The organism is Burkholderia sp. WTPI3, assembly GCF_021483755.1.
In the GTDB taxonomy this organism is placed as follows: Bacteria; Pseudomonadota; Gammaproteobacteria; order Burkholderiales; family Burkholderiaceae; genus Burkholderia.
Map to the genome: position 1 here is coordinate 36,411 of NZ_JAGIXF010000022.1, position 21,696 is coordinate 58,106.

The 21,696-nt window shown below is 61.4% G+C and carries 21 protein-coding genes; all 21 read right to left on the reverse strand.

Annotated features, from left to right (window positions below; translation table 11 throughout):
• Positions 1 to 230: 230 nt before the first annotated feature.
• The 21 genes from J7024_RS14625 to J7024_RS14725 all read right to left on the reverse strand — a co-directional run bounded on the left by J7024_RS14625 (position 231) and on the right by J7024_RS14725 (position 21,235).
• Positions 231 to 1,115, reverse strand: a complete 885-nt coding sequence (locus J7024_RS14625) for an alpha/beta fold hydrolase (RefSeq protein ID WP_234745161.1) — start codon at positions 1,113 to 1,115, stop codon at positions 231 to 233.
• Positions 1,116 to 1,193: 78 nt separating this feature from the next.
• On the reverse strand, positions 1,194 to 1,967 hold the full coding sequence (locus J7024_RS14630) for an SDR family NAD(P)-dependent oxidoreductase (protein WP_048985709.1): 774 nt from the start codon (positions 1,965 to 1,967) through the stop codon (positions 1,194 to 1,196).
• Positions 1,968 to 2,477: 510 nt separating this feature from the next.
• Positions 2,478 to 3,182: a response regulator transcription factor gene (locus J7024_RS14635; protein WP_205787339.1), complete on the reverse strand. Its 705-nt coding sequence runs from the start codon at positions 3,180 to 3,182 to the stop codon at positions 2,478 to 2,480.
• Positions 3,183 to 3,449: 267 nt separating this feature from the next.
• On the reverse strand, positions 3,450 to 4,382 hold the full coding sequence (locus tag J7024_RS14640; protein WP_234745162.1) for a LysR family transcriptional regulator: 933 nt from the start codon (positions 4,380 to 4,382) through the stop codon (positions 3,450 to 3,452).
• Positions 4,383 to 4,973: 591 nt separating this feature from the next.
• Positions 4,974 to 6,146, reverse strand: coding sequence for a Gfo/Idh/MocA family protein (locus J7024_RS14645; protein WP_327796261.1), 1,173 nt, complete (start codon positions 6,144 to 6,146; stop codon positions 4,974 to 4,976).
• Positions 6,067 to 7,095, reverse strand: coding sequence for a Gfo/Idh/MocA family protein (locus tag J7024_RS14650; protein WP_234745164.1), 1,029 nt, complete (start codon positions 7,093 to 7,095; stop codon positions 6,067 to 6,069). The genes J7024_RS14645 and J7024_RS14650 overlap by 80 nt, the downstream gene beginning before the upstream one ends.
• Positions 7,092 to 8,084 (reverse strand): inositol 2-dehydrogenase, encoded by a 993-nt coding sequence (gene iolG, locus J7024_RS14655; RefSeq protein ID WP_234745165.1) that lies wholly within the window; start codon positions 8,082 to 8,084, stop codon positions 7,092 to 7,094. The genes J7024_RS14650 and iolG overlap by 4 nt, the downstream gene beginning before the upstream one ends.
• A 49-nt stretch (positions 8,085 to 8,133) precedes the next feature.
• A complete protein-coding gene (locus J7024_RS14660; RefSeq protein WP_234745166.1) occupies positions 8,134 to 9,114 on the reverse strand; it encodes a Gfo/Idh/MocA family protein in 981 nt (326 codons plus the stop codon).
• A 209-nt stretch (positions 9,115 to 9,323) separates the two neighbouring features.
• Complete coding sequence (locus tag J7024_RS14665) at positions 9,324 to 10,490, reverse strand: Gfo/Idh/MocA family protein (protein ID WP_212061842.1); 1,167 nt, start codon at positions 10,488 to 10,490, stop codon at positions 9,324 to 9,326.
• A gap of 165 nt (positions 10,491 to 10,655) precedes the next feature.
• Positions 10,656 to 12,368 carry an acetyl/propionyl/methylcrotonyl-CoA carboxylase subunit alpha gene (locus tag J7024_RS14670; RefSeq protein WP_234745167.1) on the reverse strand — a complete coding sequence of 571 codons (1,713 nt, stop codon included), beginning with the start codon at positions 12,366 to 12,368 and terminating at the stop codon, positions 10,656 to 10,658.
• Positions 12,365 to 13,963 carry an urea amidolyase family protein gene (locus tag J7024_RS14675; RefSeq protein WP_327796262.1) on the reverse strand — a complete coding sequence of 533 codons (1,599 nt, stop codon included), beginning with the start codon at positions 13,961 to 13,963 and terminating at the stop codon, positions 12,365 to 12,367. Before J7024_RS14675 ends, J7024_RS14670 begins: the two co-directional genes overlap by 4 nt.
• Positions 13,956 to 14,741, reverse strand: coding sequence for a LamB/YcsF family protein (locus J7024_RS14680; RefSeq protein WP_212061838.1), 786 nt, complete (start codon positions 14,739 to 14,741; stop codon positions 13,956 to 13,958). The genes J7024_RS14675 and J7024_RS14680 overlap by 8 nt, the downstream gene beginning before the upstream one ends.
• A gap of 65 nt (positions 14,742 to 14,806) precedes the next feature.
• Complete coding sequence (locus J7024_RS14685) at positions 14,807 to 15,103, reverse strand: putative quinol monooxygenase (RefSeq protein WP_234745168.1); 297 nt, start codon at positions 15,101 to 15,103, stop codon at positions 14,807 to 14,809.
• 54 nt (positions 15,104 to 15,157) lie between these two features.
• Positions 15,158 to 15,607 (reverse strand): OsmC family protein, encoded by a 450-nt coding sequence (locus J7024_RS14690; protein ID WP_212061834.1) that lies wholly within the window; start codon positions 15,605 to 15,607, stop codon positions 15,158 to 15,160.
• Between the two features lie 73 nt (positions 15,608 to 15,680).
• Positions 15,681 to 15,998 carry a hypothetical protein gene (locus J7024_RS14695; protein WP_212061832.1) on the reverse strand — a complete coding sequence of 106 codons (318 nt, stop codon included), beginning with the start codon at positions 15,996 to 15,998 and terminating at the stop codon, positions 15,681 to 15,683.
• Positions 15,999 to 16,014: 16 nt separating this feature from the next.
• Positions 16,015 to 16,809: a putative hydro-lyase gene (locus J7024_RS14700; protein WP_212061830.1), complete on the reverse strand. Its 795-nt coding sequence runs from the start codon at positions 16,807 to 16,809 to the stop codon at positions 16,015 to 16,017.
• A gap of 26 nt (positions 16,810 to 16,835) precedes the next feature.
• Entirely contained in the window at positions 16,836 to 17,249 is a 414-nt protein-coding gene (locus tag J7024_RS14705) for a GlcG/HbpS family heme-binding protein (protein WP_212061828.1), read from the reverse strand.
• A gap of 27 nt (positions 17,250 to 17,276) precedes the next feature.
• Positions 17,277 to 18,074 (reverse strand): SDR family NAD(P)-dependent oxidoreductase, encoded by a 798-nt coding sequence (locus J7024_RS14710; RefSeq protein WP_234745169.1) that lies wholly within the window; start codon positions 18,072 to 18,074, stop codon positions 17,277 to 17,279.
• 35 nt (positions 18,075 to 18,109) lie between these two features.
• On the reverse strand, positions 18,110 to 19,231 hold the full coding sequence (locus J7024_RS14715) for an acetoin dehydrogenase dihydrolipoyllysine-residue acetyltransferase subunit (RefSeq protein ID WP_234745170.1): 1,122 nt from the start codon (positions 19,229 to 19,231) through the stop codon (positions 18,110 to 18,112).
• A gap of 6 nt (positions 19,232 to 19,237) precedes the next feature.
• On the reverse strand, positions 19,238 to 20,245 hold the full coding sequence (locus J7024_RS14720) for an alpha-ketoacid dehydrogenase subunit beta (protein ID WP_212061826.1): 1,008 nt from the start codon (positions 20,243 to 20,245) through the stop codon (positions 19,238 to 19,240).
• Between the two features lie 12 nt (positions 20,246 to 20,257).
• Positions 20,258 to 21,235 carry a thiamine pyrophosphate-dependent dehydrogenase E1 component subunit alpha gene (locus J7024_RS14725; protein ID WP_234745171.1) on the reverse strand — a complete coding sequence of 326 codons (978 nt, stop codon included), beginning with the start codon at positions 21,233 to 21,235 and terminating at the stop codon, positions 20,258 to 20,260.
• Between the last annotated feature and the right edge of the window lie 461 nt (positions 21,236 to 21,696).

Here is a 21,696-nt window from a genome sequence, read left to right on the forward strand (position 1 = left end):
AAAGTTAATTTCACTAGGAATACTTACTAAATGAACCATCGAATTTATTCGATGCCTGCCATTTCTATCTCAAGATCGAAGATCTCTCATCGGGCATAGTGCAGCGCCCGCGACGCACTGACATCGCTCGGCAGCATGCGGCGGGCGCTCCATACCCGTTCGAACTGGGCGACGGATTTCTCCAGACGCTGGCCAGATCGTCAGGAGCGGCACCTGCTTGTCCGCTCGTACTATCCGAAGAAACTCTCGAGTTCCTTTGCAAGCGCCTCGGGCGCCTCTTCCGGGATGTAGTGTCCGGAAGCTACCATCGTGCCGCGAACGTCCGCAGCGACCTGCTGCAGCTGCGGGACCAGGTCGGGCATTGATCCCTGATCTGCACGGACCGCAAGGACCGGCATCTTGAGCTTGCCCTTCGCACTCAATTCGCGATTCTGCTCGGCAGACACCGAGATAGCGCGGTAATAAGCGAGACCGCCTTTCAGACCATTCGTCAGGAATACGCGATGGTATTCCTCGAAGTCCGCTTTGGAGAACACCTGCGGATTTGCCGCCTTCCGTTGCAAATACCACTCGAGATAGATGTGCTCGCGGCCGGCCAAGAGCGCTTCCGGAAGATCCGGAATGTTGTGGAATGCGACGTGCCACGTCCGCCACGCAACGTCAGAAGCCCACGGGAGCGTATCCGGAAGACTGATGCCCGGGATACCCGTGTCGAGGATCGCGAGGCCGGTGACCCTGTCGCCATTCATCGCCGCGTAGGGATAGCCGACCCATCCACCGATGTCGTGTACGACAAGTGCATGTCGATCGACACCGAGTTTCTCGACCAGACCACGAAGGAGTTTGGCGGCCTTGACCGTGTCGAGCGCACCCGCGGGACGATCCGAGTCACCTTGCCCGGGAAGATCCGGAGCAATAACACGGTACCGATGCCCCAGCAGAGGCAGAACCTTGCGCCACGCATACCAGCTTTGAGGGAAACCGCAAATCAGAACCAGCACGTCGCCGTCCGGCTTGCCGCCGCTCACATAATGCATCCGCACGCCATCAACCGTCTGAAAGCCTCGTTTGAATCCCTCGATGCCGGTCTCCGGCCATTCACGATTCGAAAACATTCACAAGCTCCTGTTGTTCCACCGACATGTGCAGGCGCGGGCACCTGCGCCGCGCCACGCGTGTAGCCAAACGCCCGCTCAGAAAGGATCCCGGGCAGCAGCAAGCCAGCCGCCGTCCATCACGTACTCGCTGCCATGCACGAAGTCGGCATCATCGCCACCCAAATACGCGGCGAGCTTGGCAATTTCTTCCGGCTGACACCAGCGACGGGCCGGGAATTTCTGCAGGGCCGCCTCCATATCAGGCGAATTCGCCGTCGTGTGCTCCGACATCGCCAGCGGGGTTGCGGTTGCGCCCGGGCAAATCGTATTGACACGAATGCCGCGCGCGCCGTATTCGAAAGTGAGTTGTCGGGTCAGACCGATCACACCGTGTTTGGAAGCCGTGTAGGCAGTCCCGCCGCCCGCAGCACTAAAGCCCGAGGTGGACGACGTGTTCACGATCGCCCCTTTGCCCTGCTTCAGCATCTGCGGAATGACCGCTCGAGCCATCAGGAAGGGTCCCGTGAGGTTAACGGCGATGACGCGGTCCCACTCTTCGACGCTCACCTCGTGAGCCGTCGCGTGTCCATCCAGAATGCCGGCGTTATTGCACAGAAGATCGATGTGCCCCCAACGCTCGATCACCGCCTTGACAGCGGCCTCGACGCTACGCGGGTCGCTGACGTCCACTTGATGTGCGTACGCCATCGACGGATTCGCCAACGCTTCGACAGTGGCAACGGCATTCTTGAGATTGATGTCGAGTGCGGCTACGTTCGCCCCTCTCGAAACGAACTCGCGAACCATTGCTCGCCCCATGCCGGAACCAGCACCGGTTACGACAACCACGCGCCCGGAATAATCATTCACTGAAACGTCTCCTTGACTTCACTTTAACCAGCACGTGCGCTGCTCACCGAGCCGGCGAATCGTGCGCTTTCTGTTTCCAGGATTCGCTTGCATGCATCGTCTTGCGCCAATTAGACGAGGTCCAATTGTGATTCTCGATGCATGCAGATCACGAATTTCTATCAATTCGGCGAACTGGACCGAATACGGTCCACAATCAACCGGCACTCGGCAAACATCCGTCACGCATCGGACGTTAATTCGTTATGCGAATTGACAGCCGGACGCCGCTCAAGCCATGTGTAACGCGCACCACCCTCAAGGTTGAAGATCGTGATCGATGAAGTGAGCTGTCAGGCCACGCAACAGGCGTGAACCAATGCGAGAGTTACGACCGTCTGGATGATGTCCGGCGGCCTTGAAACCATTGTATGTATGGCCAAGACGCCGTGCGTCCATCCAAAGGATGAGAAAAATTTCCGTTGATGCAAGCGGCGGCGAAGACGAACGCACCGCCCCGGTGCACCCAGGCTATTTCGTTGTCGGTGTGCCCAGGTCGGCGGAGAACGCCGCAAGCTGGGTTCGGCTCTCGATGCCCAGCTTGCCCAGGATTCGAATGACGTGCGACTTGACGGTGGCAAGCTCGATGCCCAGCGTCTCGGCGATATCCCTGTTGGACAGGCCGGCGGTCATCAGGGACGCGACTGAGAGCTCCCGCTCCGTCAGGAAGTACTCGTTTCGCAGCGCGTGGTCTGCCTGGACCTTCTTGACGGATGCAAGCATCGAGAAGCTGTGCTGCATATAGTCGTACATCTGTCCGAAGGGTTCTGGGGTCGAGAACGGGCTATCGCCTTGCTTCTTGATGACGGAGAGGCACGCTAGTGGTGTATCTCCCGCCCAGAACAGGAACCCGACTTCGTCCACGAGCCCGTACTTCCTCTGGTAATCCGACCAACTGGAGTGCTGGTCGTCGCGCTTTGCCCCTTTGAGGGTCACTACGGTCGCACGCTGTTTAATCAGACGATAGACGTTCAGCGGATCGGCCGAGGCGAATACCGTGTAATAGTCCTTGATGGTCTCTTCAGGCCATCCCATCTGGGTGTGCGGCAATAGCTGATCGTGCGAATCGAGCCATGTGAACACGGCGGCCGAACAATTGAGCATCGACCGTGCAAAGTTAACGGTCTGAAGAGCGAACTCCTGGGATTCCTTGAATTTGCTGACTTCGACTAACATCGCCAATTCTCTTTGCCGGTAGGGATGAGCGCGAGCGCCGATCGCCCGAAATCAGCGGCCCGACAGGTGCGCCAGCACCGAAACCGAAAGCCGCATGAGCGGAGAGCATGAAATTCGCACCAGACTAACATCTGATACCTAATGCGACAGGCTACCGCAACGCGCCTCCGGATCATATTAGGGAAGTCATATACCCGCCGGCGACCATATTCCGAAAGTCAATCGGTACGCCGCCACTGCCCGAACGACCGCAATCGGGATGATCGGTCAGGCGGCCCGGATCAGCGTCTCCGGTTTTCCTCGGCAGTATGTGGCGCACACGTCCCGGGCCGCGTCGGCTGCCGCTACGACGGCCGGTGATGCATTGACCGGCATGCACAACGACACGTCGATCGACGGCGGCTGCGGCTCCAGCGCGAGCTCGGCGATTCGCCCGTTCTCCAGTTCGTCATGCACGAACAGGTGCGGGACTGCCCCGACACCGTATCCATCACGCACCAATTGCACGATCGCAGCGACCGAAGAGGCACAGGTTATGCGTATCGCCTCGTCCGGGATGCCGACTCCACCGGCCAGTGTTCGGACGATGCGTTCCACCGCCAGGTGCGACGTCGTGCCCCTTCCGAATGTCAGTATCGGCCGCGCCAGGGCGAGGTGAACCGGATCCACGTCCGAACCGGAAAGCAGCTCCCGGCTGACAATCCATCGAACCGGATAGCTTGCAATCCTGCTCGACATGACCTTGTCGCTACCAACGACCTCTGCGCAGACAGCCATGTCGAGCTCGCCCTGCAAGATTTTCCTGTTCAGCGCCGGGCTCGAATCTACGGTCAGCTCGACCACCAAGCCCGGGACGCGCTCCCTCAACTGCGTCACATACAAGGAAAGCCAGCTGTGAACGATCGTGTCGATCACGCCGAAACGTATCGGTCCGCGTAACGCGAGATCGAGACCGGCTGCCTTCTTGAGCGCACGGGTCGCGTCTACCACGTTCATCGCCAGCGTCAACAAGCTCTGCCCAGACAGGGTGAGACGAAAATCCGCCGCCGTTCGATCGACGAGCTCGGTCCTCAACTCGTCTTCCAACGCCTTGATACGTGTCGATATCGTCGCGGGCGAAGTATGAAGAAGACGCGCCGTAGCCCGGAAGCTGCCTTGTTGCGCGAGCGTCACGAACGTCTCCAGGAAGCGTGTATTCATTGCCTCACCATCGAGGATGCAGGTTTCCGTCCCGTCATACGCCACAGAACACCTGCCTGCGCCCGTCGATCTTCTCGAGTCAACACGGCGAAGACAGCGCATTGGTGTCGAACATCGATACGTTCGTATCTGCTTGTCAGGAAAATGTTGACAGCCGTGTGCGGAATTTCTCGTTGGCTCAAGATCATTTCCGATCCTATTATTTATTCGCATTCCTTCTTTACGACGTAGAGTGCGAAAGCCATTCGGCAAACCGCGAATCTCGAAACGACGGATATATCTGGACCCTCGCCCCATGACGCCACGGAAAGTTCTCGGCACCGCCCTTCACAACGCTGCCCCGGTAACCCGCACGAACCATCGAAACGTACCCGCCACGGACCAGCGAAACGTCTCTCCGTACACCGCCCTTCTGCGTGAACCGATGTCTTCCATCGCGGCGAATGTTCCCGATCGGCCCGATCTCCGGTCGGTATCGATCCTCGGCTACAACTAAGTCTCGCGCCACGGATCTGCATCCGTGACAGGGATTCGAGGCACGCCGTGCGAGCCTCGGGTAGCATGTCGCGCAAGTTCTCCCGGCTTGAACGCCTACAGCAGCAGCCGCTTCTCCGTTCTCGGTACGGCGCGCACATCATCGAGCGTCAGGTTTCGGCGGCTAAAACGCGTCGGTTCGACGGATACCACCGTTCCCGTGCGAGCAGACGCCTCGATCGCCAACAAGGCCCTCAGGTCAGCCAAGCCCTCTTCGACACTCGACGCAGGCTTGCTGCGTTTCTGAATGCATTCGGAGAACTGCTGAATCAAACCGCCGAAGTGATCGCAGTGTCGGAAATGCATCGTCTCCGAAGCATCCTTCGTGTTCAGTACCATTCGGGTCGGCGTTTCGAACCTGAAACCGGGCTCCATGGTCAGGTCCCCTTCGGTTCCCAGCACCCTGTACATATCGATCGACGCCGTGCCAAAACTGCAATAGAACTGTGCGATTCGATCGCGAGGGAAGCGCAACGTGACCGCAATGGCGTCGTCGATGTCCGAGAAGCGGGGATCTCCGGGCTGGCGTGTCGTGATCGCCGACGCATCGACGGGTTCGTCAGAAAAGACGTGCCGCGCCGCGTTGACGCAGTAAATCCCGATGTCTTGAAGCGGGCCGCCCCAGTTCTTGCTGTCCAGCCGGTGGTTACCCGCCGCGGACTGAAATCCGAACACCCCGCTGAAGTACTTCGGATCGCCGATGCGGCCTTCCCGGATCGCTTCCAGTGCCGCGATCGTCCCTGCCTCGTGATGCAAGCGGTAACATGTGCTCAACAATACGCCGGCCTCGGCTGCTGCCTCAATCATCGCCTCCGCATCCGCGACGTTGGTCGCCATCGGCTTCTCGACCAATACGTGCTTGCCGGCTCGTGCCGCGCGAATCGCATAATCGGCGTGGAGCGGGTTGGGTACGGCAATATAGACCGCGTCGACAACATCGCTGTTCAACATCCGGTCATAGTCGTCGTACCCGACGATCGTGTCGACGCCATGGAATCTCGCGAGCTTCCGCGCCCCGTCAGGATTTCCGGAAACCAACGCGCCGATCGCCGAATTTCCTGTCTGGGCAACAGCCGGCATGAACGCCTCTTGCGATATCCATCCAGCGCCTACAACAGCGTATCTGATCATGTTTGCCTCTATGCCTGGCTCAGGAACCGTAGACGACCGGCACGACGCTCCGCTCGCGCAGAGACCGACGCGCCGCATCCAGCACGACGGCTGCGTCATATGCGTCGTCGAGCGTCGACAACGGCGTCGTACCTTTCGCGACGCACTCATTCACGAAGAAGCTTTCGACCTGAAGAAAGCTGTCCCAGTAGGTCGCGTCATCCCAGAACGGAAGTCTCGCGTCGCCAAACTTCGTGACATCCCACGGGATCACGCCGCTTCCGTCGGAGCCGATGATCTTGAAATAGACGGACCAGGGATCCCGGCTGCGATCATCGGCCGAAAAACTTCCCCACAGATTCGCAATCGTTCCGTTCGGGTATTCCGCGGTGATCATCAGTTGATCGTCGGCGTTCGGATCGTCGAAGTGCACATTGGAACCGGTCGCGAACACCGACGACGGGCGACCGACGAAATACAGCATGCAGTACGCGTGATGCACCATCAGCTCGCGCATCGTCAGATCCGGCGCGCCGATCGAAGCGTCATGTCGCTTGTTGTAGATCGCCCAGAAATTGACGATCCGTCCCAGTTTCCCGGACGCAACATGCGCATGCAGTCGCCGCATGCTCTCTGCATAGACATAATTGTGGGAAGGCATGCAGATCCTCGATTGCGAACGTGCAATCTCCGCAAGCTCACGAATCTGCGTCGCCTGCTCGCACAACGGCTTCTCGAGCAATACGTGTTTGCGTGCCAGTAGCGCACGCCTGGCCATGTCGAAGTGCGAGGCGGTATTCGTGCACACGACAACCGCATCGACCGCTTCGTCGCCCAGCAGTTCGTCAACGGTTTCGTATGCGCGCCCACCGAACCTGTCGACAAATTCCTGCGCCTTTCTGTAAGTCCGGCTCCAACCGCCGCAAAACAGCTTCGGATCCATTTCGGCGAGAGCCGTCACGTGCAGCTCTGCTACGTTGCCGAGGCCGACGATACCGATCTTCATGTGAGCACCCGATATGTGTGAAATGGAGACCGACCGGTTTCTCATGCCGGTCGCGTCGATCAACCGGCGATGTCCACCGGCTGCCCGCTCTGCCACGAAAGCGTGGCTGCGTCGGCGATCAACTGGGCTTTCAAGCCATCGCTGGCGTCCGGTCGCGGCATTTTTCCTGCCGACACCGTGTCGACGAAGTAGCGCATTTCGGCGAGGTAAGCAGCGCCGAAGCGCTCGAGAAAGAATGGTTGCGCGACCGGCATGACGAACCCGACTTCCGTGGCACGCTCCACCTGAGACTCATGAACGTTTTTGACACGCAGCATGCCGCGCGATCCGTGGATCTCGATTCGCTGGTCATAGCCGTAGGTCGAGCGGCGCGAATTCGAGATCTGGCAGATCCGCCCCGACTTCGTCGTCAGGATCACTGCCGCCGTATCCACGTCGCCCACCTCCGCAATGGATGGCTCGACCAGCACCGATCCGGTGGCGAACACCCGCACCGGGTCTTCGCGCAGCAGGAATCGCGCGAGGTCGAAATCGTGAATCATCATGTCGCGAAAGAGGCCACCGGACGTTTTCAGATACGACAGCGGCGGCGGTGCCGGATCACGAGATGTGATCGTGACAGTCTCGACATCGCCGATCTCACCCTCGCGTACGCGGCGCGCCAACTCGCCGAAGTGCGGGTCGAACCGCTGGTTGAACGCCGTCATGAAGGGCACCCCCACATTCTCGACGGCCTCCATGCATGCCTTTACCCGGGCCGACGACAGGTCGATCGGCTTCTCGCAAAAAATGGCCTTTCGCGCAACCACCGCCGCGTGAACGAGATCGAAATGCGTCGATGACGGTGTCGCAATCACAACCGCATCGATGTCCTTCCCCTCGAGAATTTCCGATGCATTGCGTGCGTCAACCTCAAATCGTTCAGCGCAGGCTGCTGCGGCGCTCTCGTTGACGTCTGCAACCGCGACCAGCTTTGCCGACGGAATCTGCTTGATACCGAGTGCATGAACTTGACCAATGCGCCCACATCCGAGAATACCGATTCTGATCATTTCTTCTCCTTAGTCGCGCAAACATCCGCATTTCCGTGGATCGGCACGACTACGCGTACATCGTCGGACGGTCGCGCTCGGCCGAGAACGTTACTGACGCTCCGTGCCCCATTGCAGCGACGATCTGCTCTGCGACGGACGTCGTGACATAGCCGTCCCAGGCACTTGCACCCCCGCTTGGCGTGCCGGCGCCGATCGATCGGATCCACTCGTTGAGCTGCTTCACATAAGCGGACCTGAATCGGTCGATCCAATTGCCGGCATAGGCCGTCATGCCGTAGCCGCCGGCATTCCTGCCAACACATCCGGGCGGAGCAGTCTCGATTGTTCCGGTTCGCCCGACGACTTGTACGTGTACGTGATAGCCATACTGGCAATTCATGAACACCTCCGACGACACGATCACGTCGCCGGCCATTTCCATCACGACAACCAGCGGATCACCGTTTTCAGCACTGTAGACACTTGCGGCAACAGGCTCGGAATCGAGCAGCCAGCGGCTTGCATCGATTTCGTGAACGAACGCATTGGTGATGGACATCGCGCCGTTGAACCAGGTCGGCGCGACGGGATTGCGGTGGACGTTGTGTACGACAACCGGCGCCCCAATCTCGCCGTCTCCAATCGCGCGCTTCATCTCGATGTACGGTTGGTCGAAACGACGCATGTAACCAACCTGGACCAGCCTGCGGCCCTTCGCGATTTCCGCGTCAACGACCGTGAGGGCCTCGGCCGCCGTACCGGCCAGCGGCTTCTCGCACAGAACCGCCTTGTCTGCCTCGATGCACTGGAGTACGAGATCGCCGTGCAGCGGGTCCGGTGCGGCAACGAGAACGGCGTCGACATGCTCGGACCGAATCAGCGCCCGCGGGTCCGTATAGACTCTCGCGTCACCCGCCACGGTCCGTGCGCGCCCTTCGTCTGCATCGCAGACTGCGACCAGCTCCGCTCCCGACGTCTCTTCACGCAGAATCCGAGCGTGCTCCGATCCCATTACGCCGACGCCGATCACCCCAATTGCCAAGGTCATCTCCAGCCTCCGATCTATTGACACGCTATCGTTCGAATACGGTCGGCGTGGCGACCGCATTCGGATCTATCGCATTTCGCCGACCGCGACGGTGATACCTGAACAGACGAGGAGGTGCTCGTCGGATCTGTTGCCGACGAGCCGCCAGACTGATTTTCCGCTCGCCGAGGAAGCTCACCGTCTCCGCGCGACTCCAGGCGGCCGCCGTGTTACCCGCGAGCCGGCTGCTGGATGTGTTCCCACACACCGCTCTTCCCCGACACGAGGATCGCGTCAGCGATGCGCTCGATCTGGACTCCGTCCTCGAAGTTCGGCGCGGCGGGCTTGTTCCCAGCGATTGCCTGCAGGAAGTTGTACCACTCGATCGACTTGATATCGATGTAGCCCTGCCCCATCCCGGCAACCGGCCACAGCTTGTCGCCAAACGGTTGATGCGGGCCCGAGTAGATCGTGCGGAAGCCGAACGCGTCCGAAGGATCGTCCGCAAATGCCACGCGCAGTTCGTTCAGACGCTGATAATCGAACGCAATCGAACCGCGCGTACCGTGGATTTCGAAGCCGAGCTGGTTATGGTGGCCCCACGCATTGCGCGTCACTTCAATCGTCCCGCACACGCCGTTGGTGAACTTGATCATCGTCATGGCCATGTCGTCGACGTCGACCTTGCCCTTTTCCGACGACGCCTGACCCGCCGGGCCGAAGAAGCGACCGGCCGGCAGCGGCCGCTCGGCGATAAAGGTCTTGACAATCGAGTTCACCGATTCGAACTCGCCGACGAGCAGGCGCGCCGCGTCGATGACGTGCGTGCCGATATCGCCGAGCGTGCCCGAGCCGGCCTTCTCTTTGTTGAAGCGCCACGACAGCGGCGTGCTCGGATCCGCGCCCCAGTCCTGCAGGTAGTAGCCACGGAACGTCAGGATCTCGCCGATACGCCCTTCGTCGATCAGGCGCTTGGCCATCTGTAGCGCCGGCGTGTGGCGATAGTTGTACGAGATCATCGTTACCACGCCCGTTTCCTTCGCGGCGGCATGCATGGCTTCCGCGTCGGCTACCGTCATGGCCATCGGCTTCTCGCACATCACGTGCTTGCCCGCCTTCGCGGCAGCGATCGCGATCGCCGCGTGCGTGTCGTTCGGCGTACAGATGTCGACGATGTCGATATCCGGGCGCGACACAACTTCGCGCCAGTCCGTCGCGTGCTCGGCGAACCCATATTGCGCAGCCGCATTGCGCGCGAGTTCGTCGTCGATATCGACCACGACCTTGCGCTCGATTTCCACCGGCGCGCCGAACAGGATCGGCACCACGGCAGTAGCGATGGAGTGGGCCTTGCCCATGAAGCCAGTGCCCACCAGAGCGACATTCAGTTTTTTCACGGTTTTCCTCCAATAAGGCTGTCGTACTCGTGACGCACTCAGCCGATTCCTTGACTCTTCCAACTTCAATTTGATCTTTCGTCATCCATTCAGTATTCCGAATCACATGACGCACATCCTCTACATCTCGACAGCTCAAGCTCGATTCAATGTCTCTTTCGCCCCTTACTCGATAATCGCGATCTTTTCGCCCGACGTAACCGGACTTCCAGCTTCCCCATGGATCCGGATTCTCCCGCTTTTCGGCGCGACGACACGCATCTCCATCTTCATCGCTTCCATGATGGCGACGGCATCACCTTCCACCACCATCGCCCCTTCTTCCACCAGCCACTTCTGCAGCGTTCCAGGAACCGGTGCCGTCACGATGTCGGCGCCCGCTTCCGCCTTCACCGAATCGTCGAATACGCGTGGAGCGCCGACGTTCGCAAACAGCGATGCGGGCAGGCCAATCGTGTGACGCTTTCCGTCGATCTCGATGAAGCTCTTCAGCAAGCCCCCCTCAGCCGGCGCGACGCGCCCGGAAGGCTCAACTCCGCTAAACTCCGTTTCGATCCAGTTGGTATGAACCTTGAATCCATCTTCGCCGGTGAAGCTCTTTTCCTCGAGCACCGCCCGATGGAAAGGCAATACCGAAGCCACACCCTCGATGCTGAATTCGGCGAGCGCGCGACGCGCACGGACCAGCGCTTGTTGCCGCGTATCACCCGTGATGACGAGCTTGGCCATCAGCGAGTCGTACAGTCCCGGAATCTGCGAACCGGATTCGATACCGGCGTCGAGCCGCACACCGGGACCTGCGGGCGGACGAAAGCGTGTGATCGCACCCGGTGTCGGCAAGAAGCCGCGGCCCGGATCCTCCGCGTTGATACGGAACTCGATCGCATGACCGCGCGGCTCAGGCGTAGCCGTGATCGAGACCGGACGGCCGTCCGCGATGCGCAGTTGCTCGATCACGATGTCGACTCCGGTGGTTTCCTCCGTCACCGGATGCTCGACTTGCAACCGCGTATTCACCTCGAGAAACGAGATGACCCCATCCTGAGAAAGCAGAAACTCGACCGTGCCCGCCCCCGTATAGCCGGCCTCGGCACATATACTCCGCGCAGCATCGTGAATGCGCGCCCGCTGCTCGTCGCTGATGAAAGGCGCGGGGGCCTCCTCCACGAGCTTCTGGTTGCGGCGTTGAAGCGAACAGTCGCGCGTGCCGAGAACGACGGTATTGCCGTGATGGTCGGCAATGATCTGCGCCTCGATATGGCGCGGACGGTCGAGAAATTGCTCTGCGTAGCAGTCGCCCCGACCGAACGCTTCCGTCGCCTCACGGACGGCTGAATCGAACATTTCCGCAACGTCTTCGATGCGTCGGACGATCTTCATGCCGCGGCCGCCGCCCCCGAATGAAGCCTTGATCGCCAGCGGCAAGCCGACTTCCCGCGCGAAGGCTACCGCGTCCGACGCACTGCTTAACGGCCCATCGGATCCCTTGACCAGCGGCGCGCCGACCTTCGATGCGATACGTCGAGCCTGCACCTTGTCGCCGAGTGCGGTGATGACCTCCGGTGACGGGCCGACCCAGATCAATCCGGCATCGATGACCGCCTGCGCGAATTCTGCGCGCTCGGACAAAAAACCGTAGCCCGGGTGGACCGCATCGGCACCGGAGCGGCGTGCAATCGCCAGAATCTTCGAAATATCGAGATAGGTATCCGCAGGGCGCCCCGCACCCAACCCGTACGCTTCGTCGGCCAGCTCGGCATGCAGCGAACCGGCATCCGCGTCCGAGTAGATTGCGACCGACGTCACGTTGTAGTCGCGCGCGGCGCGAATGACGCGAATGGCGATTTCGCCACGATTGGCGATGAGCAGCTTCTTCATCGAACGAGTTCCTTCACTTGCGGATCGAATGCGGATATCTGGTTGAAACGAATGCAGGCGCCGATTGGAATCTGCCCGAGCGCGTCGAGATGATGGGCCGCGACCACGGCAATCACCGGATACCCGCCGGTGACGGGGTGATCCGTCAGAAACAGCACCGGCTGGCCGCTGTGGGGCACCTGGATCGATCCGAACAGCGTGCCTTCCGACGGCAGCTCCGCGTCGTCGCGCCGCTCCAGCGCCAGGTCGCCCGACAGTCGCATGCCGACACGGCTCGATTCGGACGTGACGCGCCATTCCTGGGACAGAAACCGGGCGACGCTGTCGTCGGTAAACCAGTCGATGCGTGGCCCCGGGACGACGTCGACATCGATTACATCGCCTTCGCGCGCAAGCGGCCGCGCGGCCGGCAGATCCGGCTCGACGAACGTAGCAACCTCGTTGGCCGGGACCAGAACATCGCCACGAACGATCGGCGCCGGGCCGATCCTCGAAAGCGTATCGGTCGACGCAGACCCCAACGTGCGCTCGATGACAAACCCGCCACGCAGTGCGACGTAGCTCCGCATGCCACGGCCTGGGATGTCGAGCGTGACTTCCTCGCCCGCATCGACGGCAAAAGGACGCGAATGGGGGACAACCGTCACGCGGCCATTCGGGTCACGAATCGAAATCGGACACGGCGCCCCCGTTACCGCCAGGGTCACCGGGCGATCGGGCACCAGCGAAAGACCACCGAACGTCACTTCGAGCGCGGCGCTGCCGTCGGGATTGCCGACACAGGCGTTCGCGATTCGCAGCGCGACACGGTCGACGGCACCACATAGCGAGACACCCTGGTCAGCCTGCCGCGGCCGCCCGAGATCCTGGTACAGCACCGGGCGATCCGCACGCGTCACCAAAATGCCAGTGCCCGAAACCTGGCACACCGGCGTCGACTCCCGTCGCCCCGATACCGGAACGGCCGCACCTTTCCTCGCATCGCGGAAGCGGACCCGATCGCCGGGCGCGAGCAATGCCGCCCGCGGACGCGTCACGTCCCACATCGGCACCTGCGTCGTGCCGAGAAGCTGCCATCCTCCGGGGCTATCCGACGGATAGATCCCGCTGAATTTCCCCGCGATCGCGACCGAGCCTGCCGGGATACGCACGCGCGGCGTCTTGCGTCGCGGGACATCGAATCCCGGATCGTCGGTGGTCATATACGCAAACCCTGGGGCAAATCCGGTAAACGCGACCGAGTGCACTGCATCCAGATGCCGCTGGACGAGTTCGGCCACGGACCAGCCCAGCAGTTCGGCGACCTCGCCCAGATCCTCGCCGTTGTATGAAACCGGGATATCGAACGTGTTCCCGCTGCGCTCCCGACGCTGGGACACGTCCAGCTGCCCGAGCCGCTCGATCAGTGCCGCGCGATCGATGACAATCGGGTCGAAGCGAACCAGCACCGTACGCGCGCCCGGAACGACTTCGTCGACTCCGTCCACTTCGCACGCGAGCAGCCGGTCGAGAAGTGCCAGCGTCGTTTCGAGACTCTCAAGTTCGACCAGAACGCCGGCGGAGCCGGCTGACAGGATCCGCATCTGCTCAGGCACGGTTATCTCCCCTGCACGCACCGGCAAATGGTCGAAGCGTGACGCCACACGCGGTGAGTTGCTTTCGCAGCACGCGAGCGGTCTCGACGGCCGATGGGTTGTCTCCGTGGATGCAGATCGACTGCGCGTCGATCCTGATATCCGTGCCGTCGATTGCCGTCACGACACCCTTTTTCACGAACCGCAGCATGCGACGCGCAACGACGTCCGGATCATGAATGACAGCCCCTTCTATGCGGCGATTCAAGAGACTTCCATCTACGTTGTACGCCCGGTCGGCAAATGCCTCGCTGACGACGGCAAGGCCGGCTTCGCGCGCCTGATCCGTGATGGGTGCGCCGGCCAGCGTCATCAGCACGAGCGTCGGATCAATCGCCAGAATCGCGTCGATGACGGCCGCCGCCTGGTAGGTATCGCGCGCAATCGTGTTGTACAGCGCGCCGTGAGGCTTCACGTAGCGAATCGACGTGCCTGCAGCTTTTGCAAGCCCCTGCAGCGCACCAATCTGGTAGATCACGTCGCCCGTCAGTTCTGCACGGGACGGCTGCATGTTGCGACGCCCGAAGCCCACCAGGTCGCGATAGCCGACGTGCGCGCCAACGGCGACGCCGCGCCGTGCCGCTTCATGCAGCACGGTATAGATCCCCGCCGGATCGCCGGCATGAAAACCGCAGGCAACATTCGCGCTAGTCACGATGTCGAGCATCGCCGCATCGTCGCCCATGCGCCAGGCGCCGAAGCTCTCACCGAGATCGCAGTTCAAATCAATGCTTACCATGACGCTGCCTACAGGATTCCTTCAGTGCACGAACACACGACGCTGCCCCGGCGTTCGTGCGAGATTCACGCGATTTTCCGAAACTTGCTGAGCGAGACGGATTCGATCCATTGCCCCGCCCGTGCGCCGAACGCCTTCGCGAACTCGGTATTCGAATGCGCCTCAAGGGCCGCTTCGTCCTCCCAGATTTCGTAGAAGACGAACTGTCCCGGCGTCTCGGTCGATTCATGAAGATCGTATTGAATGAACCCCGGCTCCGTCTTTGCATATGGCACCAGCTCCTTCAACGCTTCGCGCAGCACGTCTTCGCTACCGGAGCGAGCCACGACGGTTGCGACCACGACCAGACCTTCCTTTTTCATCTCACTTTCCTCATTACGGTTGTTGATCGGCTGGCAGTCGATCCCGGTCCCCATTCAGCCGAGATCGATTTCCACTTTCGACTTGATCGAATTGGCGATGAAACACCCTTTGTGGGCACGGTGATGCAGTCGCTCGAGTTGCGCCTGGCTCGGCTGCTTTTCGGACGCGAAGGTCACGCGAGGTCTGAGCACGATCTCAGATACCCAGTGAAACCCTTCGGCGCTTTTCTCGACTTTCCCGACTGCGTTGTCGGAGTATGATTCGACCGCATACCCGCTTCCTTCGCAGAGCGCGAGGAAGTACAGCATGTGGCAACTCGCAAGCGCGTTGACGAGCAACTGCTCCGGGTCGGCCAGGTTTTCATTCCCGAGATAATCGGGTGCCGCGGATACAGGGATCGTCACCGTCGGGCTGATGATCGCCCGGTGGTCCCGGCTATAGGTCCCTTCTCGCTCGTGGTGCTTATCGACAGTCCATTCCAGTCGGACGCCATGCTCGGACATTGGTGTCTCCCGGCGAGCTTCCTCGCCAATCAGTCAATTTCCATTGCAGACGGGCTGCGACGGCCTCGTCGCTTCACTGCGCCGCAATATATTTATTCGCACGCTTTATCGAGTCGACGACACCGGATTTCGCAATCGAAACCCATTCGCTCCAGCACGTCTGCACGTCGTCGGTACGAATGCGCAACGCACGGGAGCCGTCGCGAAATGTCAGCCACTCGATTTCGCAAGGAACCTCGGAACCGGAGTCCTTTACGGCCAGACGCTCGATCCTGTGAGAAAAATCGAGCAGCCCCTCGCGCAACACGTCGAGGTATTGCATGTCACAGTCGTCCGACGCCTGCGATGTTCCGCGATTGAGCAGCTTCGCGGCGATTTCTGCATCGAACATTGCAACGACTCCTGGCTTACACAGCCGCCGTGTTCGCCGGCAAATCCGTGACGAGCATGTACCCCGGTTCATGCGTGATCGCAAAGTCCGGCTTCGCCGCCTGAAGTGCCATCTGGGGCGTCACCCCACAGGCCCAGAAACCGAGGATGTCACCGGCCTCGATCACCGGCGGATCGCCAAACTCCGGCTGTGTGACGTCGCGAATCCCGATCGTCGCCGGGTCGCCGATATGAACCGGTGCGCCGTGCGCGAGCGGAAACCGCTCCGACAGCACGATCGCCTGGATCGCATCGGCGGGCTTGAACGCACGCATCGACACGACCATCGGGCCATGAAACGGCCCCGCGGCCGCCGTCTGGATGTTCGTCACGTACATCGGTACGTTCCGGTTCGCACTGATGTGGCGAATGTCGATCCCCGCCTGCAGAATCGCGCTCTCGAACGAAAACGAGCAACCGAGCGCGAACGTCACGAGATCGTCACGCCACAGATCGACCAGATCGTCGACCGTATCGGTGTGAACCCCGTCCCGGTACACCCGGTAGCGGGGCACGTCGGTCCGAATATCGATCGCGCCGAGTCCGTCCAGCCCCGGGTTGCCGGGCTGCCCGACTCCCACCAGCGGACAGCTCTTGGGGTTGATTCGGCAAAACTCGCGAAAATCATCTGCGTACGTCTTCGGCAGAATTGCCAGATTTGCCTGCATGAAGCCGTCGGCGTATCCCGTCGTCGGCGCACGCAGCTTGCCGTCGCGAATCAGCAGCCGAACCTGGTCGGCCGACATCGTCCGCGTACCTGCAGTCGATTCCATTGAAAGTACCCTTTGCAGGAAGATGTTCAGTTCTCGCCGAGCGCAGCAACCATCGCACGCGCAATCGCCACGTCCGCTTCCTCCGGACCACCCGACACGCCGACCCCACCGATGACCTCGTCGCCGTGCTTCACCGGCAGGCCGCCGCCGAACACGACTAGCGGGCGGGACGCCGCGCGCTCGAGCCCGTAGAGCTCGGCTCCGGGCTGGACGAGTTTCATCCAGTAATCGGTAGGGAACCGCAGTGCTGCGGCGGTATACGCCTTGTTGTGCGCAATTTCGATCGTGCCGAACGCCGCGCCGTTCACGCGTGTGAACGCAACAAGGTGGCCGCCCGCATCCACGATCGACAACGACGAGCGTTGCGCCAGTTCGTTCGCCTTCGCGACGCCCGCTTCGATCGCCCGCCGCGCGGCTTCATATGTGATCTGCTTGCTCATTGGTTTCTTCCCGATTCTGTCCGGCAGTCAGTTGTACGCGCCGCCATCGACATTGATTGCCTGCGCGGTGACGTAAGACGACTCGTCCGATGCGAGGTAGACAAACAGCGGCGCGACCTCGTCCGGCGTCGCCTGTCGGCCCAGGGGGATAGCCGTCCGAACCACCGACTCCTGCTTGTCGCGGCCACCCATGAAATCGATCACCGGTTGATTGAACGGCGTATCGATCCAGCCGGGACACACGGCATTGACACGCACGCCGTCCGGCGCGAGCTCGATTGCAAGCGTGGTCGTCAGACCGATGATGGCCGCCTTGGACGCCGAGTAGCATGCGAGGCCGGTGCCGCCGCGCTTGCCCGCGAGCGACGACATCATCACGATCGAAGACTTCTTCGCGGCTCTCAGGTGACGGAGCGACTCGCGCGCGAAAATGAAGTTGGCGCGCACGTTGATCCCGAAGACCTTGTCCCAGCTCTCGGTGCTGAACTGCTCGATCCGCCCAGAGAGCTGGACGCCGGCATTCAGACACAACGTGTCGATGCCGCGCATCCATTCCGACGACTTCTCGATGACGGCCTTGATCTCGTCTTCGCTCGAGATGTCGGTTCGAAAAAAACGCACCTTGTCGCCGAACCGGGATTCGAGCGCGCGGCCCTTGACCTCATCTATATCGACGACCGACACGGTCGCACCTTCGGCAACGAACGACTCCAGAATGGCGAGACCGATATTGGCAACGCCGCCGGTCAGAAGTACCCGCTTGCCTGTCAAACGTCCTGACATGACTGTCTCCTCAAGATCATTGTGCCGATAACCGCTCCACACCGCCGAATCGGCGTCCCGCCGCCCGGCACGAGCGGTTATCGGGCGCGACGGATGTTCTCCAGCAGCGCATCGTTCACGACCGACGCTGCCTCCATTTGCGGCATGTGGCCGACGTCCGGAATCACGCGCAACTGCACCGTGGACGGCAGGCCGTCGGCCAGCGGGACCGGAATGATGGCGTCGCGCTCGCCCCAGAGCAGCATCACGGGGCAGGTGAGTCCGGCCAGCGTCGCACCGATCGTCTGAACCTGGCCGTTTTCGTCGGCGATGGTGTCGGCGATGGCGGACAGCGCCTCCTGGACGCCTTCCAGCCGCTTGAACTGAAGCGTGCCCTCGACCATTTCGCTCGTGATCTTCGACGGATCGGCAAACAGCTTCTCCAGCGCGGCCTGAAGCGGACGGCGGCGCTCCGCGGCGACGAATTCGGTCACGAACGAGCGGTTGATCTCCTTGCCCAGGCCGATCGGCGCGATGAGCGTCACCGATGCGACACGCGACGGGTTGGCGGCCGCGAAGGCCGCGGCGATCGCGCCGCCGAACGAGTGACCGACCAGGTGCAGTTTCCCGGACGTGATCGCGCTCGCCGCTTCCTCGACCGCCACAGTGATCTTTTTGATCACGCCACCACCGGTAATCGGCGTCGACGCGCCGTGCCCGGGAAGATCCATCGCGATCGTCTGGAAGTGCTCGGCGAGCGTGCCCTGATTGAACAACCACGTCGACAGGTCGCCGCCGAAGCCGTGAATGAACAACACGGTTTCGTTGCTTTCGGGGCCGAGCTCCAGCACGTTCACGCTGCCGCCGGACACGGCGACCGCCTTCGGTGCGACCACACCGCCCGCCTCGCCGTCGTCCGCATTCAGGCGATGCGCGTAGCTTGCGACGAGCGCGTCGATTTCTTCCTCGGTCGCCGCCTCATCGGCGATGACGCCAATCAGCGCGCCGACCGGCGCGATTTCACCCTCGTTGATGACGATACGCCGCAGGATCCCGGACACGGTCGCCTCCACCACGTTGTTGACCTTCGTGGATTCGACCTCGAGGAGTTCCTGGCCGCGTTCGACCTTGTCCCCCTCCTTCGCGTGCCACTCGAGCACGGTGCCTTCGGTCATCGTCATCCCCCACTTGGGGATGGTGACGGCTTCAATGAACGACATGATTGATTACCCCTTCAGAATCGACTTGACGGCATTCACAACGGCTTCAGGCGACGGCACGTACGCGTCTTCCAGGTTCGGTGCATACGGCACCGGCGTGTGCGGCGCCGTCACGAGCCGGATCGGCCCCTTCAGCGAGTCGAAGCACTTGTCGGCCAGCAGCGCGGAGATGTCCGTCGCGACGCTGCAGCGCGGATTCGCCTCGTCGACGATCACGACCCGTCCGATGTCCTCGGTATATTCGAGCAGCGTGTCCTCGTCGAGCGGCGACGTCGTGCGCGGATCGATGATGCATGCCGACACGCCATCTGCCGCGAGGAGGCGAGCGGCCGCCTCCGCCACGCCGACCATGCGGCCGAGCGCAACGATCAGCACGTCTTTCCCGTCCCGCACCACCCGCGCCTCGCCGAACGGGATCGTGTATGCACCGTCGGGCACTTCGCCCACGGTGTCGTACAGCATCTTGTTTTCGAGGAAGATCACCGGATCATCGTCGCGGATCGCCTGGAGCAGCAGGCCTTTCGCGTCGTACGGATTCGACGGGATCACGACCTTGAGGCCGGGAATGTGCGTGAAGATCGGATAGAACGCCTGCGTGTGCTGCGCGGCCGAGCGCGTGCCGGCACCGTACGTCGCGCGAATCACGAGCGGCGTCTTGGCGCGACCGCCGAACATGTACCGGAACTTCGCGATCTGATTCATGATCTGGTCGAGACACACGCCGGCGAAGTCGACGAACATCAGTTCGGCGATCGGACGCAAACCCGTCAGGGCCGCGCCGGCGGCTGCGCCGACGAATGCGGCCTCGCTGATCGGCGTATCGCGAATGCGCTCGGGGCCGTAGGCGTCGAGCAGCCCGCGCGTCACGCCGAAAGCACCGCCCCACGCATCCTTGACGCCATTGGCGCCCGCGCCGCCGGTCAAATCCTCACCCATCATGATCACGCGCGGATCACGCGCCATCTCCGAGTGCAGCGCGTCATTCAGCGCTTGACGGAACGATTTCTTTGCCATTGCTGTGGGTCCTTACAGATACTTCACGTAAACGTCGGCGGTCAGTGCCGAAAGCGGCGGGAACGGAGCTGCGCGCGCAGCACTCACGGCGGCGTCGATCTCGGTCTCGATCTGCGCGTCGATCGCGTCCAGCTCGCCGCTGGCCACTCGCGACCCTTCCTGCACCTGCCTGCGGAAATTGGCGACGCAATCGCGCTCCTGGCGCATGGCCTTCTTTTCTTCCGGAGTGCGATAGTTGTCGGGGTCTCCGCTGTAGTGACCGTAGTAGCGCGGCACGTGAATCTGCAGAAGGCTCGGGCCGCCGCCATTGCGGGCACGATCGATCGCCTGGCCGGCGGCCTCGTAGACCGCGAACAAGTCCGTACCGTCGACTTCGGCAGCGGGAATGTCGTAGCTCTGCGCGCGCCGCGTGAAGCTGCCTGCCGAGACGAACGAATTAGCCGTCGCTTCGCCGAAGCCGTTATCCTCGATCACGAAGACGATCGGAAGCATCCAGATCTTCGCGAGGTTGAAGCTCTCCGACATCACGCCTTCGTTCATCGCACCGTCACCTGCGAACGCAACCGCCACGCCACCGGTGCCGAGCAACTTCGCCGTGAGCGCGGCGCCGCACGTGATCGGCGCACCGCCGGCCACGATGCCGTTCGCGCCCAGCATCCCCTTGCGCAGATCCGCGATATGCTGCGAGCCGCCTTTGCCGCCGCACGTTCCCGTCGCACGCCCGAACAGCTCGGCCATCATTGCGCCGATATCGCATCCCTTGGCAATGCTGTGACCATGCCCGCGATGGGTCGACGAAATGTAGTCCTTGTCCGTCAGGTGCAGGCACACGCCGACGGCGCTCGCCTCCTGCCCGGCACAAAGATGGGTGTTGCCCGGAATGTCGCCGGTCGCCATCTCGTCCATCACGCGCTCCTCGAAGCGGCGAATCGTTCGCATGGCGCGATAAGCGTCCACGAGCCGCTCACTGGGAAACTTCAAGGCGGACATTCGAATCTCCTTAATTTAAATGGTGTGCGTGGCTGTGCGCTTCGACGCGACACACTCAACCGTGTTGCAAATCCGGCTCGCCCCACGAATATCGCGACAGCAGTGCCTACATGCCATTTCAATGGTCACCGTTCAATTTCGTCCGGTCCAATTGTGATTGGCGATTTCGCGCGATCACCGATTCTTATCAGTGCGTGAGCGCCAGTCCGCATCCCAATCATGAATTCACGTCGACACCAGAATGGTGCGATCGCGATCGATCATCGACTGCTCGGTTCAACCGCCACGAACGCACCGTTCGTTTCAGCGTTGTTGAAATTCTAGTGATGCGCCTGATGAGGTTCGTCCACCTAAAGGTGGAGAAAGAAATCGCAGCGCGTCCGCTTTCCCCGGAATCAGGTGTTCGGTGTTGAGCACCTCAACCTTCGTCGCTATGATCGATCAAACCTTCCCCGCATCGG

Coding starts and splice junctions, on each gene's coding strand:
- J7024_RS14625 (WP_234745161.1), bottom strand. CDS start 1,115: ATGTTTTCGAATCGTGAATGGCCGGAGACCGGCATCGAGGGATTCAAA.
- J7024_RS14635 (WP_205787339.1), bottom strand. CDS start 3,182: ATGTTAGTCGAAGTCAGCAAATTCAAGGAATCCCAGGAGTTCGCTCTT.
- J7024_RS14640 (WP_234745162.1), bottom strand. CDS start 4,382: ATGAATACACGCTTCCTGGAGACGTTCGTGACGCTCGCGCAACAAGGC.
- J7024_RS14645 (WP_327796261.1), bottom strand. CDS start 6,146: ATGACGCAGCCGTCGTGCTGGATGCGGCGCGTCGGTCTCTGCGCGAGC.
- iolG (WP_234745165.1), bottom strand. CDS start 8,084: ATGATCAGAATCGGTATTCTCGGATGTGGGCGCATTGGTCAAGTTCAT.
- J7024_RS14660 (WP_234745166.1), bottom strand. CDS start 9,114: ATGACCTTGGCAATTGGGGTGATCGGCGTCGGCGTAATGGGATCGGAG.
- J7024_RS14670 (WP_234745167.1), bottom strand. CDS start 12,368: ATGAAGAAGCTGCTCATCGCCAATCGTGGCGAAATCGCCATTCGCGTC.
- J7024_RS14680 (WP_212061838.1), bottom strand. CDS start 14,741: ATGGTAAGCATTGATTTGAACTGCGATCTCGGTGAGAGCTTCGGCGCC.
- J7024_RS14685 (WP_234745168.1), bottom strand. CDS start 15,103: ATGAAAAAGGAAGGTCTGGTCGTGGTCGCAACCGTCGTGGCTCGCTCC.
- J7024_RS14690 (WP_212061834.1), bottom strand. CDS start 15,607: ATGTCCGAGCATGGCGTCCGACTGGAATGGACTGTCGATAAGCACCAC.
- J7024_RS14695 (WP_212061832.1), bottom strand. CDS start 15,998: ATGTTCGATGCAGAAATCGCCGCGAAGCTGCTCAATCGCGGAACATCG.
- J7024_RS14700 (WP_212061830.1), bottom strand. CDS start 16,809: ATGGAATCGACTGCAGGTACGCGGACGATGTCGGCCGACCAGGTTCGG.
- J7024_RS14705 (WP_212061828.1), bottom strand. CDS start 17,249: ATGAGCAAGCAGATCACATATGAAGCCGCGCGGCGGGCGATCGAAGCG.
- J7024_RS14715 (WP_234745170.1), bottom strand. CDS start 19,231: ATGTCGTTCATTGAAGCCGTCACCATCCCCAAGTGGGGGATGACGATG.
- J7024_RS14720 (WP_212061826.1), bottom strand. CDS start 20,245: ATGGCAAAGAAATCGTTCCGTCAAGCGCTGAATGACGCGCTGCACTCG.
- J7024_RS14725 (WP_234745171.1), bottom strand. CDS start 21,235: ATGTCCGCCTTGAAGTTTCCCAGTGAGCGGCTCGTGGACGCTTATCGC.